This is a genomic window from Yoonia sp. (assembly GCF_046498525.1).
GTDB lineage: Bacteria > Pseudomonadota > Alphaproteobacteria > Rhodobacterales > Rhodobacteraceae > Yoonia.
The window spans coordinates 1-15,159 of the sequence record NZ_JAWOAN010000065.1; the positions used below are offsets into that span (position 1 = coordinate 1).

A 15,159-nucleotide genomic window follows, 5' to 3' on the forward strand; every position below is an offset into this window, starting at 1 on the left:
CCAATTTCGTGTACTGGGTGGCGATTTCCGGCGCGATGAGCGGTGGCGTGGCGCTTTACCTTGCGCGTGGATGGATGGGTGGTGCAGCAATGTTGGGCTTCGCGCGCGCCATCGTCGGCAGCGTGGCCATTGCGGCTATCGGTGCTGTGATCGCCGGAACTCTGACAGTGCCGTTCGAAGGAACAATGTATGGTGCGATAATGCTTCTGTCCGCGTTCATCGCTAAACCTTGGTTGGCGGCGATCTGGTTCGCTGGCATGTTGGGCGCGCATTACCTTATGTCCATTCTGGCCGAAGAGCGCGCTTATGCGCTTGATCGGGAGGTGGACCGCAGTGTCGCATCCCAGCTGAGCAGCCTGTCTCGCGCGCAGCTTTATGGACGCAACTGAGCAGCCGTCCAAGACACGCGACATTAAAGGTGCCTGAGGGCGCCTTTAATCCTTCTCGCGAAAATTGCGGCTGACCTTGATCTGGTCCCATGCCCAGACAACTTCTGCCAGTTGTTCTTCCTGACTGCGGTCGCCACCGCTCATGTCAGGGTGCAGGACCTTGATCAAAGCCTTGTAAGCCTTGCGGATCTCTTGCTTGGACATGTTGTCCTTGGCTTCCAGTATCTCGACGGCGCGACGCTCTGTCGGGGGTAATTTGCGTCCAGCCGCAGCGCCGCGGCCGGGATTGCGGGTTGCATTTTCACCCAGTACCTGATGCGGATCATCAACGCCAAGTCGCGCCCACGCCGCTTCTTCGACCGTGCGCTTGAAGGGTTTGGTTGGACGTTCCCAGACACGATCACTGTCCATCTGTGCAGCCATTTCAGCTTCGGACGTGCTGTCAAAGAAGTTCCATTTCAAATTGTACTCGCGCACGTGCTGCTGGCAGAACCAAAAATAGTCGTCCAAAACATCCGGAGATTTTGGCGCGCGGTACTTGCCCGCCTCTTGGCAGCCTTCATGGTCACAAACCCGCGTCGATGTTTCGGACGCGCCTGACATGCCACGCCGACCGCGCGGGTTTCTTTTCTTCGAACTCGACACGGACATGTCGAAACCAAAAGGATCATTTTTCTTCATGGGGCGCGTTACCTTTTCGACTCGGACGACATACATTAAACTCTGCGGCTAAAGATTGAAGAGGGCAGGCGAAAAATAATGGCACTTGAAACAGAAATTCGTGATGCATTGGGCAGCCTTGCACCACAACACCTTGAGGTGAAGAACGAAAGCGCCTTGCATGCAGGCCATGCGGGCGATGATGGTTCGGGCGAAAGCCACTGGCGGATCGTGATCAAAGCGCCCGGGTTGGACGATATGTCGCGCATTGCGCGGCACCGCGCCATTCATGCGGCATTGGGACCAGATATTATCGGGCGCATCCACGCCCTTGCGATCGATATCCAGTAGTTATTCGGCAGCGACGTCAGGCGAAGAGCCGGGCCTTTTGTCTGGTGCTTCCTCAGCGTCGCTTGCCGGGGCAGGTGATTTTGGTGCCGCGACTGCTTTCTTTTCGACCATCTCAGTCTCGCCGGGCTTTGGCATCGGTGCGGCTAAAGGCGGTTGCGATAGTGTTTGCGCCGGTTTGGCAGCGGCTTTCTTGCGGCGAAAGACCAGCATGTTTTGGTAGACGGTCGTCTTGCTCATCAAGCCTTCGCGCTGTTCGCAGGGCAAGGTATCAGCGCGAATATAGTCCCAGCCATCCGAGGCAAGTTCATTGATCGCCGTTTCAAGGGCGTTGGCAAAGCGATCTTCGGCGGTCTTCACACCCTTTGCCTTCAATCCACGCACTGGCGCAGGCACGACCTTGTATTCGTAGCTCATCACTTCACCTATCATTCCAGCAGCGACTGTTTATCAAACTGCGGCCTTATAGCCCCAGTTTCGCCGAAACAATCTGGTTCACTGCGGCTGGATTCGCCTTTCCGCCTGTGGATTTCATGACTTGGCCCACAAACCACCCTACCAATTTGGGGTTGGCCTGTGCTTTTTCAACCTGAGCGGGGTTCGCTGCGATGATTTCATCCACTGCGGCTTCAATCGCGGTTGTGTCAGTGACCTGCTTCATACCTTCGGTCTCGACGATCTCGGCTGGGTCACGGCCCGTTGTGTAGCAGATGTCAAAGACTTCCTTGGCGATCTTGCCGCTGATGTCGCCCGCCTTGATCAGGCCGATCAACTCTCCCAACTGGCTTGCCGACACGGGGCTGTCTTCGATGCCGTGGTCTTCTTTCTTCAACCGTCCGAACAGTTCGTTGATCACCCAATTGGCGGCCAGCTTGCCGTCACGTCCTTCGGCCACTTTTTCAAAATACGCAGCATTCACGACTTCGGCGGTCAGCACCGAGGCGTCGTAATCCGACAGGCCAAAGTTACTGATAAAGCGTGCTTTTTTCTGATCCGGCAGTTCAGGAAGCGCGGCTTTGATCTCATCCACCCAAGTCTGCTCGATCTCCAACGGCAACAGATCGGGATCGGGGAAATAACGGTAGTCGTGCGCTTCTTCCTTGGACCGCATCGAACGGGTTTCGTTCTTGTCGGGATCGTAGAGACGGGTTTCCTGCACAACAGCTTGCCCGTCTTCGATCAAGGCAATCTGGCGGCGCGCCTCAAAGTCGATCGCCATCTGGATGAACCGCATCGAGTTCATGTTCTTGATTTCGCAACGGGTACCAAGATGGCTGAAATCCTGCGTTTCCTGATAGCGTTCATAATCGCCCGGTTTGCAGACCGACACGTTGACATCGGCGCGCAGGTTGCCGTTCTGCATGTTGCCGTCGCAGGTCCCTAGATAGCGCAGGATCTGACGCAGTTTCAGCACATAGGCTGCCGCTTCTTCGGGGCCGCGAATGTCGGGGCGGCTGACGATCTCCATCAGGGCCACACCAGTCCGGTTGAGGTCCACGAAAGACATATGCGGGTCCATGTCGTGAATGGATTTACCCGCATCCTGTTCAAGGTGAATACGTTCGATACGCACGCGGCGCGCCTCGCCATTGCCCATTTCCACCAGCACTTCGCCTTCGCCCACGATGGGGTGATAAAGCTGCGAAATCTGATAGCCCTGCGGCAGGTCGGGATAGAAATAGTTCTTGCGGTCAAAGGCCGACACAAGATTGATCTGTGCATTCAGGCCCAGCCCTGTTTTCACCGCCTGCGCCACGCAGCCTTCATTGATCACAGGCAGCATCCCCGGCATGCCCGCATCCACGAAGGCCACATTGCTATTGGGTTCCGCGCCGAATTGCGTCGATGCCCCCGAGAACAGTTTGGCTTTGGTCGCAACCTGCGCGTGGACCTCAAGGCCGATCACCAGTTCCCAATCGCTGGTCGCGCCGGCAATCACTTTGGGGGTTGGGGCAGTGTAGCTGAGGTCGAGCATGGGGCGCTTCCTTTGTCTGGCGTCGCCTTCGTTTAAAAGAAGGCGCTGGCAGCTTCAAGAGAGCATCACAGTTCCTAATCCGACTGGACGGAACGGGCCAACGCGCGGGATGTGGACACAAGGTTCACCGTCGGAGCGTCTTTGCCGCCCAAAGCCAGCGCTGCCTTGCGCAACATCGCGATGCCGTCTTCCGAATTGCGCGGGATGGAGGCGGCTGAAATCGGCTCGCCTATCGTGACGCGAAAGGGTTGTCGGGCTTTGTTCAGCGTCTCATGGAACAACGTGATATCCCGCAGCGTGGGGTGGATCAGATCAAAAAGATAGAACAGTGCGGAATTGCGCGCTTGGATGTTGACCGGAATCACAGGCAGATCGAATTTGCGCGCCAGCATCGCTGCCGAGGCCATCCATGGCCGCTCATAAAGGCGCAAACCGCGCCGCTTGGCCAGACGCCCCGAGGGAAAGATGACACCAAGGCGCCCTTCATCGGTGGCTTTGCGCACATAGCCCATCGTCTCGCGGGTCTTGGCGTGGCTGCGCAGTTCCTGGCGCCATTCCACCGGCGCGATCATCGTTTCCATTTGCGGAAAAACCCGCAAAATATCGCGGTTGGCAAAGAAATAGGCGTCTGGGCGTGCCGCGCTGATCAACCCGTTGAGGATGATCCCGTCAGCAATTCCGGTTGGATGATTGGCGACGATCAAAGCAGGGCCATGCGCAGGGATATGGCTCAACCCGCTTGCAGTCACCATCTTTGACAGCCGCGCAGCCATCGTATCCATGATGTGTTCTGATGATGAATCTTGCAAAGTCTTGGCAAGAGAAACAGTCGGTTCATACCCCAGCAGGCGGTGCAGACACCTTTTGGCTATACGGGTGCCCGGCCGATCACTGTAAAGCCACGGGGCACGTTCGGCGATCAGCGGGTCAATGCGATGTTCCATGATATATCAATGTGCAGCCTAGTGTAACGATGATACGACACTCGCGTGAAAGGTTAATTACAGCAAGAGCTTACTGGACATGCGTAAGTGTTGGGCAGAGTTTAGCCTAGAATACGTGTCACTATTTCTTCGGTATCGCGTGACAGCTCGGGCGTTTGCGCGATCCGTGTGAGTGCTAAACGCATCTTGGCTTGGCGATCGGCATCATACCGTTTCCATGTGTCATACGACATCGTCATGCGCGCCGCTGTCTGCGGATTGAGCGGGTCAAGTTTGATCAGCCAATCGGCCAATAGCGCATAAGCGGCCCCCGAAGGGTGATGAAACCCCGCGGTGTTCGCCTTCAAGCCGCCAAAGACCGACCGAAAGCGGTTCGGGTTCTTGATGTCGAAAGCAGGGTGTTTTGTCAGATTTTCGGCTGTCAGTGCTGCGTTCTCGGGTGATGCAAGGCTGGCCTGCAGGCCGAACCACTTGTCCATCACCAACCGGTCATGCTGCCATTGCTTTTCAAAGGCGGCCAGTTCCGCCGTCCCTTTGGACGTCTGCAGCAGGGCGCGCAAAGCACCAAGTTGCTGTGTCATGTTATCTGCTGTGGCAAACTGTCGTGACGCCTGTTTGCCGCCGTCCAACCTGCTCATCAGGGCCAGCACCGCATTGCCAAGCGCACGTTGTCCGGCAGGCCCGGCATCAGGTGCATAAGGGCCGGTCACGGTCATGTCGGCGTAAATGCGGGGCAGCGTGTCCTGCAGGTGCTGGGCAATTTGCAGTGTCAGCGCCTCTTGCACCTGATTGACGACAATCGGATCAGGCGTGTGGCCCGCATCAAACAGCGCTTGGGCCGTGTCGCCTTCGCTTGGCAGACGCAGCGCCAAAGCGCGGAACGCCGGATCAAGCGTATCGTCACGCAGCAAGCTGGCCAGCCCGTCAAGGAAGGCTGCATCAGGTGCCAGATCATCCCGCACCATGCGCACCAGCAGGTCTTGGGCAAGTGTCCGCCCTGCATCCCAACGGTTGAACGGGTCCGTGTCATGGGCCATCAGAAAGGCGCGTTCCGCATTCGACTTGTCATGGGTCACGATCACCGGGGCCGAGAAATTGCGCAGGATCGAAGGAACGGGTTTGCTTGCAAGGCCATCGAAGGTGAATGTCTGTTCTGCCTTTGTCATTTCCAGCACGGTGGTCGGCAATACCTCTGCGCCGTTGTCGTTCAGCAGGCCGACCGCGACAGGGATCAAAAGCGGGTCTTTGGTGTTTTGGCCGGGCGTCGCGGGTGTCTCCTGCCGCAAATGCAGGCGGTAGGTGTCGTCCTTATATTCATCCCGCACAGTCAGACGTGGTGTACCTGCCTGTGAATACCATTTCTTGAACTGTGACAGATCGCGTCCGGTCGTATCCTCAAAGACCTGCAGCCAGTCTTCTATCGTGGCCGCATCACCGTCATGTCGTTCAAAATAAAGATCGAGAGCTTTGGCATAGGCCTCATCCCCGACGACAAGCTTCAGCATCCCGATAACTTCGGCGCCTTTTTCATAAACGGTCGCCGTGTAGAAGTTGTTGATCTCGACAAAGCTTTCGGGACGCACCGGATGTGCCAGCGGGCCGTTGTCTTCGCGGAACTGATGGGCGCGCAACACCATTGCATCGTCAATACGTTTGACCGCAGGACTGCGCATATCACCGGTAAATTGCTGGTCGCGGTAAACCGTCAACCCCTCTTTGAGGCAAAGCTGGAACCAGTCGCGGCATGTGACCCGGTTGCCTGTCCAGTTGTGAAAATACTCATGGGCGATGATCGCTTCGATCCGTTCGAAATCGGCGTCGGTGGCCGTCTCGGGCGAGGCGAGGACAGCGGAGGCATTGAAGATGTTCAGCCCCTTGTTTTCCATCGCGCCCGCGTTGAAGTCATCCACCGCGACGATGTTGAACAGATCAAGGTCGTATTCACGACCGTAGACCTCTTCATCCCATTTCATGGATTTCTTGAGCGCGGCCATCCCGAACGCGCATTTCGCTTCGTCCCCGCCCGGGCGGACCCAGATGTTCAGGTCGACGTGGCGTCCTGTCCGGGTTGTGAACGTATCGGAATGCGCGACAAGATCGCCTGCAACAAGCGCAAAGAGGTAGGCAGGCTTGGGCCACGGATCATGCCATTCCGCCCAGGCTTCACCTGCCTGTGCCGGATTGCCGTTTGACAGCAGCACCGGCAGATCGGATTCGATTCGTACGGTAAAAACCGCCATGACATCGGGACGATCGGGATAGAACGTGATCTTGCGAAACCCTTCGGCTTCGCATTGAGTGCAATACATGTCATTCGACATATAAAGCCCTTCAAGCGCCGTGTTGGCGGCCGGGCTGATCTCGACCTCGGCCTCAAAGACGAAAGGAGCGTCGGGTACCGCACACCGCAGTCCTTCACCACTTAGCGCCGGTTGAATGCTCTGTCCGTCGATCTTGGCGCTGATCAATTTGAGATCATCGCCGTGCAGAAAGAAATCGCTGGTTGCCGCATTCGGGTTTGGACGAAACGCAATGCGCGAGATGACGCGTGTCTTCAAGGCTCCAAGCCTGAACGTCAGATGCACGTTATCGACCAGATAGGCTGGCGGTGTGTATTCGGACAGGTAGATCGTCTGCGGGGCTGCATCTTTCATGGGGCGGTCCTTGGTTGGCTGCCGTCAACCTAGGTCTCTGGTTCGGGATGTGCCACTGCCAATCCAAGGGGTGTTAAAATCGTTGCAAAACTCCGTCCTTGCCATATCTTGCCTTGTCATGCCCAAGATGCGCCGCAAAGCCGATCTTCCCCAAAAGAACTGTGCCACCTGTGGCCGGCCGTTCGCGTGGCGCAAGAAATGGGCCAAGGTCTGGGATGAGGTCCGCTATTGTTCGGATCGGTGCAAAGCCCAGCGGAAAGTTCCTTTGGCCGATGACGATTAAGCAAAAAAGCAGACACCCCGAGTTGCCTATAGGAAACTTTCACATTACCTCAGGTACGGACGCGGCCTTTGTGTGCCGCTGTATGCATAATACAAAAAGGGGCGTTGTCATGACGGATCACATTGAAAAACAAGGTCTGAAGGTCGCAACAGAGCTGGCAGAATTTATTGACACGCAGGCTCTGGATGGGATCGGTATCGACAGCGATACATTCTGGAAAGGCTTTGCAAAGCTGGTAGCAGAAATAACGCCACGCAACCGCGCAGCACTTGCCACGCGCGATGAACTGCAAGAAACCATTGATACTTGGCACATCAAGCGACGCGGACAACCGCTGGATCGCGGTGCCTACGAGGCATTCCTGCGTGAAATCGGTTATCTGCAGGAAGAAGGTGACGATTTCACCATCGAAACCACCAATGTCGACCCTGAAATCGCAACCGTTCCCGGCCCGCAGCTTGTGGTGCCGATCACCAATGCACGCTTTGCGTTAAATGCTGCGAATGCCCGCTGGGGCAGCCTTTATGATGCGTTCTATGGCACCGATGCCATGGGCGTGCAGCCACCCAAGGGCCCCTATGACCGTGGTCATGGGGCCCGTGTTGTTGCGCGGTCCCGAGTCTTTCTGGACGAAGCATTCCCGATCGAAGGCACAAGTCATGCGGACGTATCGCGATACTATGTCCATGACGGTGCGTTGCTGGTGGATGACAATCCGCTCAAGCAACCCGAGAAATTTGTCGGCTATCGCGGCAATCCCAAGGCACCGGACGCAATCGTGCTGTGCAACAACGGCCTGCATGTTGAACTGGTCTTTGACCGCGCCCACCCCATTGGCAGCCGTGATCAGGCGCTTTTGGCTGATGTGCGTCTGGAAAGTGCGGTTTCCGCGATCATGGATTGCGAAGATAGCGTGGCTTGCGTGGATGCCGAAGACAAAGTCGAAGCCTACGGCAACTGGCTTGGCCTGATGAAAGGCGACCTGTCCGCCGAATTCCAGAAGGGTGGTCAGACCATGACCCGCCGTCTGGCCGACGATATCACTTATACAGCGCCCGATGGCAGCGAGGTGACCCTGAAGGGGCGTGCGCTGTTGTGGATTCGCAATGTGGGCCACCTGATGACGAACCCCGCGATCCTTGATGCCAATGGCGACGAGGTCTTTGAGGGGTTGATGGACGCGATGATCACGGTGCTGATTGCCATGCATGATCTAAAACGCGAGGGCGGCAATTCGGACCTTGGTTCGGTCTATGTGGTCAAGCCCAAGATGCACGGCCCTGATGAAGTTACTCTGACCAACGATATTTTCAGTATGGTCGAGGATGCGCTGGGCCTGCCGCGCGATACCGTCAAGATCGGCATTATGGATGAAGAACGCCGCACGACCGTGAACCTTAAGGAATGTATCCGCGCGGCCAAGACGCGGGTGGCCTTTATCAACACGGGTTTCCTTGACCGGACAGGCGATGAGATCCACACATCAATGGAAGCAGGGCCGTTCAGCCGCAAGGACTTTATCAAGCGCAAACAATGGATTGGCGCGTATGAGGACCAGAACGTGGATATCGGCCTGGAATGTGGCTTCTCTGGGCGTGCGCAGATCGGTAAAGGCATGTGGGCCATGCCCGATCTGATGGCGGCGATGCTGGAACAGAAGATCGAACATCCCAAGGCCGGTGCGAACTGCGCTTGGGTTCCCAGCCCTACAGCGGCCACGCTGCACGCGCTTCACTATCACAAGGTCGATGTGATCGCCGTGCAGGCCCGACTGCTCAAAGGCGGGCGGCGGGCCTATGTGTCGTCCATTCTGGACATTCCCTTGGCCCAGTATCAGCGCTGGACAGAGGCGCAGAAAATCAAAGAGGTCGAAAACAACGCCCAAGGCATCCTCGGCTATGTTGTGCGCTGGATTGATCAGGGTGTGGGTTGCTCCAAGGTGCCCGACATCAACAATGTCGGTCTGATGGAAGACCGCGCGACCTGCCGCATTTCCAGTCAGGCGCTGGCAAACTGGCTGCACCACGATGTCGTCAGCCAAGAGCAGGTCATGGAGGCGATGCGCAAAATGGCCGCTGTGGTCGATGCCCAGAACGCAGGTGACCCTGCCTACCGACCCATGGCGCCGGAATTCGACGGGATCGCCTTTCAGGCGGCCTGCGATCTGGTCTTCAAGGGCCGTGAATTGCCGTCTGGCTATACCGAACCCGTCCTGCACCAGCGCCGGTTGGAGCTGAAAGCGCAGCGCAACCACTAAGCTTATAATGGAGAGACACGCATGGCTGAGATTTCAGCAAACAAGGCCCGTACGATTATTCGTAAAGCACTCGCCAAAGGCGACGAGATGGGGCTCAAGCCGCTTTCCGTTGTGATCCTTGATGCTGGTGGACATGTGAAAGCGTTCGAGCGATCTGATGGTGCCGCGCCGGGACGTTTCGGGATTGCGCATGGCAAGGCTTATGGCTCTGTGATGCTGGGCATAGCGGGGACCGCGCAGATGGCGCGGGCCGAACAGCAGTCCTATTTCATGGCCGCGATGAATGGCGTTTACGGCGGGCAGGTCGTGCCGGTCCCGGGTGGTGTTCTGGTGCGTGACAAACGGGGCAGCGTGATTGGCGCGGTCGGGGTCACTGGCGATACCTCGGATAACGACGTTGTCGCGGCACTAGCCGGAATCGAGGCTGCCGGTTTGATCGGTGAAGCCTAGCAAGCACTCTGGCGCACATTTTACCCAAGAAAGCAGCATGTGCGTTTTCGACAGCAGGGTTGTGCATGACGCCGTCTTTTCATGCCGTGCAATGAACGTTACATAAGGTGAAACCCGAAAGGATCACCTATGTCTCGGCCTGTTGTTGGCATTATTTCAAACTCTCACCTGATCAATGATGAATACCTTGTGCAGGGCGCTGGCGCGATGAACGTGCAGGCGCTCTCGCAGGTGTCCGGCGTTGTGCCGGTCATCATCCCTGTCGAACCTGATCTGGTGCATATCGAAGAACTTATGTCGGCTTGCGACGGTTTCTTCTTTCCCGGCGGGCGGCCCAACGTTCACCCCGAAGAATACGGTGAAGAAGAAACAGAGGCGCATGGCACTTTCGAGCGCAACCGTGACCGCCTGAGCCTGCCCCTGCTGCGGGCCTGTATCGCGCGTGGCCAGCCTGTGATGGGTGTTTGTCTTGGCTTTCAGGAAATGAACGTTGCGATGGGCGGATCGCTTTACCCTGAAATCCGCGATCTGCCGGGCCGTCATAACCATCGGATGCCACCCGATGGCACGCTGGAGGAGAAATTCGAACTGCGCCACGAGGTCACGCTGACCGAAGGCGGGCCCTTCCATCAGATTTTCGGCCGCAGCAAGGTCATGACGAACACCTTGCACGGGCAAGGGATCAAGGAACCGGGGCGGCGTATCGTGATCGACGGCTATGCCCCTGATGGCACACCCGAGGCGATTTATATCAAGGATGCGCCCGGTTTTGCGCTTTCGGTGCAATGGCATCCCGAATGGAACGCCGACGCGGACCCTGTGTCGCGCCCGCTGTTCGAAGCCTTCGGCGATGCCTGCCGTATCTGGTCTGCAGGGGCACTGCGCAAAGCAGGCTAGGTTTTCTGCAAACTGATTTGTATCAAACCCGCGATGGGTCTTTCTTGCTATACTTTTGCGTACAGCAAGGAGTGTTTTGATGAAAATTCTGATCGCCTACGCCTCGACCGAAGGGCAGACTCGCAAGATCGCGCGCTATGCTGCGGATTATCTGATCGAGCATGGACACTCAGTCGAACTTGCAGGTGCAGAGGACGCGCAGGATGCGGAATTGGCGCGCTTTAATGCGGTATTGTTGGCGGGTTCTGTGCATGGTGGCAAATATCAAAAGCCGCTTGTGACCTTGGCCAAGAACAAAGCCGCTGCGCTGTCACAGGTGAAATCGGCTTTTCTGTCGGTTTCATTGGCGGCGGCTGGGACGGACCCAGATGACTGGGCCGGATTGACAGAGTGCGTGAACCGTTTTGCGGAAAAGACAGGCTGGACACCTCCGACGGTGATGCATGTGGCCGGTGCCTTCCGGTTCTCGGAATATGATTTCCTCAAATCTTGGGCAATGCGCTGGATCGCGTCGCAGAAAGACGAGGACGTCGATCCCCATAAGGATAAGGAATACACCGATTGGGCGGGGTTGAAAAAGACGCTCGACGGGTGGCTTGGGGGAAAATGACGGTGAGCTATTGACCCGATTCAGGCCGGCCAGTTTCCGATCTGTGCCAGCAGGTGCGGAATTTTTTCCTTGAACCGGAAAAAGCCATGAGTTGCATGAGGCCAAGCCGCGCTATCGTAGGGGCGGATGCGTTGGACAAGGTTGACCCCGTCCAAAGCGTCCCGTGTTGGACCTGTGGGCAAATACGAGGTCACAATCTGCTGCAACCCATGCGTCTGTGCCCAATCCACGAGGCTTTCCGGTGTCACTTCCGTCACCGGACCAAGCCGGTCCGAGAAACGGCTGGCACAGTCCGCCATCCCGGCGCGCACAAAATCAGTTACCTGCAAACTGACCGTCAAAGGGCTGCGACGATGTGTTGCCTGCAAGCGTGCCGTTGCAAGCGGCTGCACCTGGTCCAGCAACCATCCCGGTGACAGGTCCTCTTCCGTGATCAGCAACCCGGTGCGCAGGCTGGAGTCGATTCTACCTGATACCGGCACCGGCCCGCGTGCAGGATGTGGCATACCCTCCGGCGGTGCCGCGACCGTCGCCAGTCCAGTTGGGTGAAACCGGCCTTGGGTATATTTGGCGATGTTGTCAGGCCGCGCCAGATAGGTCTTTCCAGTGGTCTGCAATCCGCCGACCCAGCGCCATGACAGCGTATTGGAGGCGGGATCGCCATCCAGCAGATGCCGCATGAAGAAATCGGCACCCAGCACCCAAGGCAAACGCAGTGTGAAAATCCAGATCGAGGCGAACCACATCCGCGCATGGTTGTGTAGATAGCCCGTTTCTGCCAGTTGCCGCGCCCAGTGGTCAAAGCACGCGATCCCGGTTTCGCCCTTGCAGGCGGCTTCCCAATCCTGCCGCAGACCGCTCTCGGTCTGCACCCGGTTGAGGGCTGCTTGCAGATCGGCGCGATACATCGCCCAGACGCCCGGACGCATTTCCAGCCAGCCTTTCCAATAGGTGCGCCAATAGACTTCCTGAATGAATTTTTCCGCGGCTTGCGGACTGTGGCGGGCAAGCGTGGCCTGCAGCACGTCTTCTTCGGTGACGATGCGATGGCGAAGATAGGGCGACAGCGTAGAAACATGCGCCTGATCATCGTAGTTGCGCAGGCTCGCATAATCACGGCCCGCACGCGGGACAAAGGCATTCAGCCGTGCAAGGGCTGCGGTATAACTCGGTTCAAACATGCGCCGTGACGTAACCCGCTGGCTGGGGCTTTCAAGCGACAGTTCGGTTCCGTTGCGCACGCGGTCTTCTTGACACTGGCGAGTGCTCGGGACAACGCTGCCGGCATGATAGATTTGCGCCCAGTGGGATATGTGATCGGTCTGCTAGTGGCGTCGCTTGGTATCACCATGCTGGGCCCGCTGGCGGCTGATTTGCTTGCGGGTAACGGGCATTGGTTTGTTTTCTTCGAAAGTGCCGTGATCACGATCATGACGGGGGGGATGATCGCGCTGGCCTGCGCAAATGGCGTGTCAGCGGGGCTTTCGCTGCGGCAGACATTCCTGCTGACCTCGCTTGTCTGGCTGACCCTGCCGGTCTTCGGGGCGATCCCCTTTATGCTGGGCGCGACCGAGGCGAGCTTCACCGATGCTTTCTTCGAGGCGATGTCGGGCCTTACGACGACAGGTTCGACGACCTTTGCAGGGCTCGATAGCCTGCCTGTGGGTCTGTTGTTGTGGCGGGGAACCCTGCAATGGCTTGGCGGCATCGGGATTATTGTCGTGGCGATGGTGTTCCTGCCGGAACTGCGGGTCGGCGGCATGCAGATTTTCCGCTCTGAAGCCTTCGAGACGATGGGAAAGATCCTGCCGCGCGCGGGCCAGATCGCAAGCCGGATCGCTGTAATCTATGCGGTGCTGACCGCAGCCTGTGCCATGACCTATCTGGCGCTGGGCATGACACCGTTCAATGCGATGGCGCATGCGTTGACCACTGTTTCGACCGGCGGCATGGCCACGTCGGATGCATCGTTCAGCGAATTTGGTGGCGGCATTCACTATGCGGCCTGTGTGTTCATGATATTGGCTGCACTCCCCTTTGTGCGTTACGTTCAGTTGCTTGCGGGGACAGCGCAACCCTTATGGCGAGACAGCCAGATCAGGACTTTTTTCGGATTGCTGACGGTCTTGGCACTGCTTATGACGTCTTGGCTCTGGGGCCGCGAAGGGGCGTTGACCGAACGGGCCTTCCGCGACTCCCTGTTCAATATCGTTTCGATTATTTCAGGCACGGGCTATGCTAGCGCAGATTACATGACATGGGGCACATTTCCGGTCGTGATGTTCTTTTTCGTGGGTCTGATTGGCGGTTGCGCGGGGTCGACTAGTTGTTCGGTTAAAGTCTTTCGCTATCAAATTCTGTTTTCAGCGATCAAAAGCCAGATACGGCAGATCCACAGCCCGCACGGCGTGTTCACGCCAAGGTTCGAAGGACGCCCCATTGGCGAAGATGTTTTTAATTCGGTCATTGCGTTTCTGGTCGCTTTCATCGTGTCGCTCGGGATTACGGCAGTCCTGCTTGGTCTGACAGGGCTGGATTTTATCACCTCGGTGTCGGGGGCGGCTTCAGCCATCGGCAACATCGGCCCCGGACTAGGGCAGGAAATCGGACCTGCGGGAAACTTTGTTAACATCAACGATACCGCAAAATGGATTTTGGCAATGGCCATGTTTGTAGGTCGCTTGGAAGTCATGGTTGTACTGACAGTCCTGACGATCAAATTCTGGAGAAACTGACATGACGACACGTCCGCTTGGCGCACAAATCTCGCATATGCTCAAGGATCGTGGTGTTGATACGATCTTTGGCATTCCCGGTGTGCATAATCAGGAAATGTATCGCGGGATCGAAGAGGCCGGGATCACCCATGTTTTGGCACGTCACGAACAGGGGGCCGGTTTCATGGCCGACGGATACGCCCGCGCGACGGGCAAGGTTGGCGTGGCCTACGTGATTTCCGGACCGGGTCTGTGCAACATCATGACGCCGATGGGGCAGGCCTATTCCGACAGCGTGCCGATGCTGGTCATCTCGTCCGTGCTGGATGAAACCGCAGCCAAGAGGGGACAGCTTCACCAGATGAAAGATCAGGAAGGGGCCGCCGCAACGGTCTGTGACTGGTCCGCTACCGCGCGAACAGCCGAGGCCAGTTATCAGTTGATCGACCGCGCGCTGACCGAGCTTTTTACTGGCGTGCCGTCACCCAAACATATTCAGGTGCCGATCGCACAGTTGGAGGCAAACGCGCCACCGGCACCGGAGCGCGCCGATGAATGGCCCTATCGCCCCGAGGCTGCCCCGTTGCAGCGGATTGCCTTGATTGACCGGCTCAACGCCTCCAAACGCCCCCTTTTCATCTTTGGCGGGGGTGCCACGCATGGCGTAGAGCGCTGGATGCCGCATTTCCAACGTCTGAATGCCGCATCCTTTACCACCTATGCAGGGCGCGGCATCATTCCTGACAACAGCCCGCTGCACTTTGGCGCGACACTCGCGCGGGCCAGCAGCGAAGCCGTCATAGCGTCGGCTGATCTGGTCGTCGCTGTCGGCACGCGCCTGAGCGAGGTTGATCTGTGGCGCGATCATCTGGGGCATACTGCGCCGCTGGTGCGCATCGACCTTGATCCCGAAAGCCTGTCGGACAGGCATAACGCCGATACGCGTATTCTTGCAGACGCCAGCGCGCACCTGAC

The 15,159-nt window shown here is 57.5% G+C and carries 14 protein-coding genes and 1 pseudogene; 9 read left to right on the forward strand and 6 right to left on the reverse strand.

Features of this window, described 5'->3' with window-relative positions; all coding sequences use genetic code 11:
* Window positions 1-389, forward strand: a pseudogene (locus tag R6T97_RS04070) (hypothetical protein); the annotation flags it as partial.
* Between the two features lie 45 nt (window positions 390-434).
* On the opposite strand, the gene R6T97_RS04075 reads toward R6T97_RS04070, so the two are convergent.
* Window positions 435-1,070, reverse strand: a complete 636-nt coding sequence (locus R6T97_RS04075) for a J domain-containing protein (RefSeq protein ID WP_410348022.1) — start codon at window positions 1,068-1,070, stop codon at window positions 435-437.
* Window positions 1,071-1,148: 78 nt separating this feature from the next.
* Here R6T97_RS04075 and R6T97_RS04080 point away from each other — a divergent pair, with 78 nt between their 5' ends.
* Entirely contained in the window at window positions 1,149-1,400 is a 252-nt protein-coding gene (locus R6T97_RS04080) for a BolA family protein (protein WP_410348023.1), read from the forward strand.
* On the opposite strand, the gene R6T97_RS04085 is transcribed toward R6T97_RS04080, so the two are convergent.
* From R6T97_RS04085 to pepN, 4 genes are all read right to left on the reverse strand, one after another.
* Window positions 1,401-1,814 (reverse strand): DUF4177 domain-containing protein, encoded by a 414-nt coding sequence (locus tag R6T97_RS04085; protein ID WP_410348024.1) that lies wholly within the window; start codon window positions 1,812-1,814, stop codon window positions 1,401-1,403.
* Between the two features lie 46 nt (window positions 1,815-1,860).
* Window positions 1,861-3,372, reverse strand: a complete 1,512-nt coding sequence (gene gatB, locus R6T97_RS04090) for an Asp-tRNA(Asn)/Glu-tRNA(Gln) amidotransferase subunit GatB (protein ID WP_410348025.1) — start codon at window positions 3,370-3,372, stop codon at window positions 1,861-1,863.
* 74 nt (window positions 3,373-3,446) lie between these two features.
* Window positions 3,447-4,316, reverse strand: coding sequence for a 1-acyl-sn-glycerol-3-phosphate acyltransferase (locus R6T97_RS04095; protein WP_410348026.1), 870 nt, complete (start codon window positions 4,314-4,316; stop codon window positions 3,447-3,449).
* Between the two features lie 101 nt (window positions 4,317-4,417).
* Entirely contained in the window at window positions 4,418-6,970 is a 2,553-nt protein-coding gene (pepN, locus tag R6T97_RS04100) for an aminopeptidase N (protein WP_410348027.1), read from the reverse strand.
* 118 nt (window positions 6,971-7,088) lie between these two features.
* Between pepN and R6T97_RS04105 the strand changes: the two genes are divergently transcribed.
* The 5 genes from R6T97_RS04105 (at window position 7,089) to R6T97_RS04125 (ending at window position 11,467) form a co-directional block, all read left to right on the forward strand.
* Entirely contained in the window at window positions 7,089-7,253 is a 165-nt protein-coding gene (locus R6T97_RS04105) for a DUF2256 domain-containing protein (protein WP_410348033.1), read from the forward strand.
* Between the two features lie 109 nt (window positions 7,254-7,362).
* Window positions 7,363-9,510: a malate synthase G gene (locus R6T97_RS04110; protein WP_410348028.1), complete on the forward strand. Its 2,148-nt coding sequence runs from the start codon at window positions 7,363-7,365 to the stop codon at window positions 9,508-9,510.
* Window positions 9,511-9,531: 21 nt separating this feature from the next.
* Window positions 9,532-9,960 carry a GlcG/HbpS family heme-binding protein gene (locus R6T97_RS04115; protein WP_410348029.1) on the forward strand — a complete coding sequence of 143 codons (429 nt, stop codon included), beginning with the start codon at window positions 9,532-9,534 and terminating at the stop codon, window positions 9,958-9,960.
* Window positions 9,961-10,089: 129 nt separating this feature from the next.
* A complete protein-coding gene (locus R6T97_RS04120) occupies window positions 10,090-10,857 on the forward strand; it encodes a gamma-glutamyl-gamma-aminobutyrate hydrolase family protein (protein WP_410348030.1) in 768 nt (255 codons plus the stop codon).
* Window positions 10,858-10,936: 79 nt separating this feature from the next.
* Window positions 10,937-11,467, forward strand: coding sequence for a flavodoxin domain-containing protein (locus tag R6T97_RS04125; RefSeq protein WP_410348031.1), 531 nt, complete (start codon window positions 10,937-10,939; stop codon window positions 11,465-11,467).
* Between the two features lie 20 nt (window positions 11,468-11,487).
* Here the strand turns inward: R6T97_RS04125 and R6T97_RS04130 are convergent, their stop codons facing one another.
* Window positions 11,488-12,648, reverse strand: a complete 1,161-nt coding sequence (locus tag R6T97_RS04130) for an FAD-binding domain-containing protein (protein WP_410348034.1) — start codon at window positions 12,646-12,648, stop codon at window positions 11,488-11,490.
* Between the two features lie 105 nt (window positions 12,649-12,753).
* Here R6T97_RS04130 and R6T97_RS04135 point away from each other — a divergent pair, with 105 nt between their 5' ends.
* Both R6T97_RS04135 and R6T97_RS04140 read left to right on the forward strand, forming a co-directional pair.
* Window positions 12,754-14,202: a TrkH family potassium uptake protein gene (locus tag R6T97_RS04135; RefSeq protein WP_410348032.1), complete on the forward strand. Its 1,449-nt coding sequence runs from the start codon at window positions 12,754-12,756 to the stop codon at window positions 14,200-14,202.
* A gap of 37 nt (window positions 14,203-14,239) precedes the next feature.
* Window positions 14,240-15,159: thiamine pyrophosphate-binding protein (locus R6T97_RS04140; protein ID WP_410348035.1), on the forward strand; the 920-nt coding region annotated here is incomplete at its 3' end.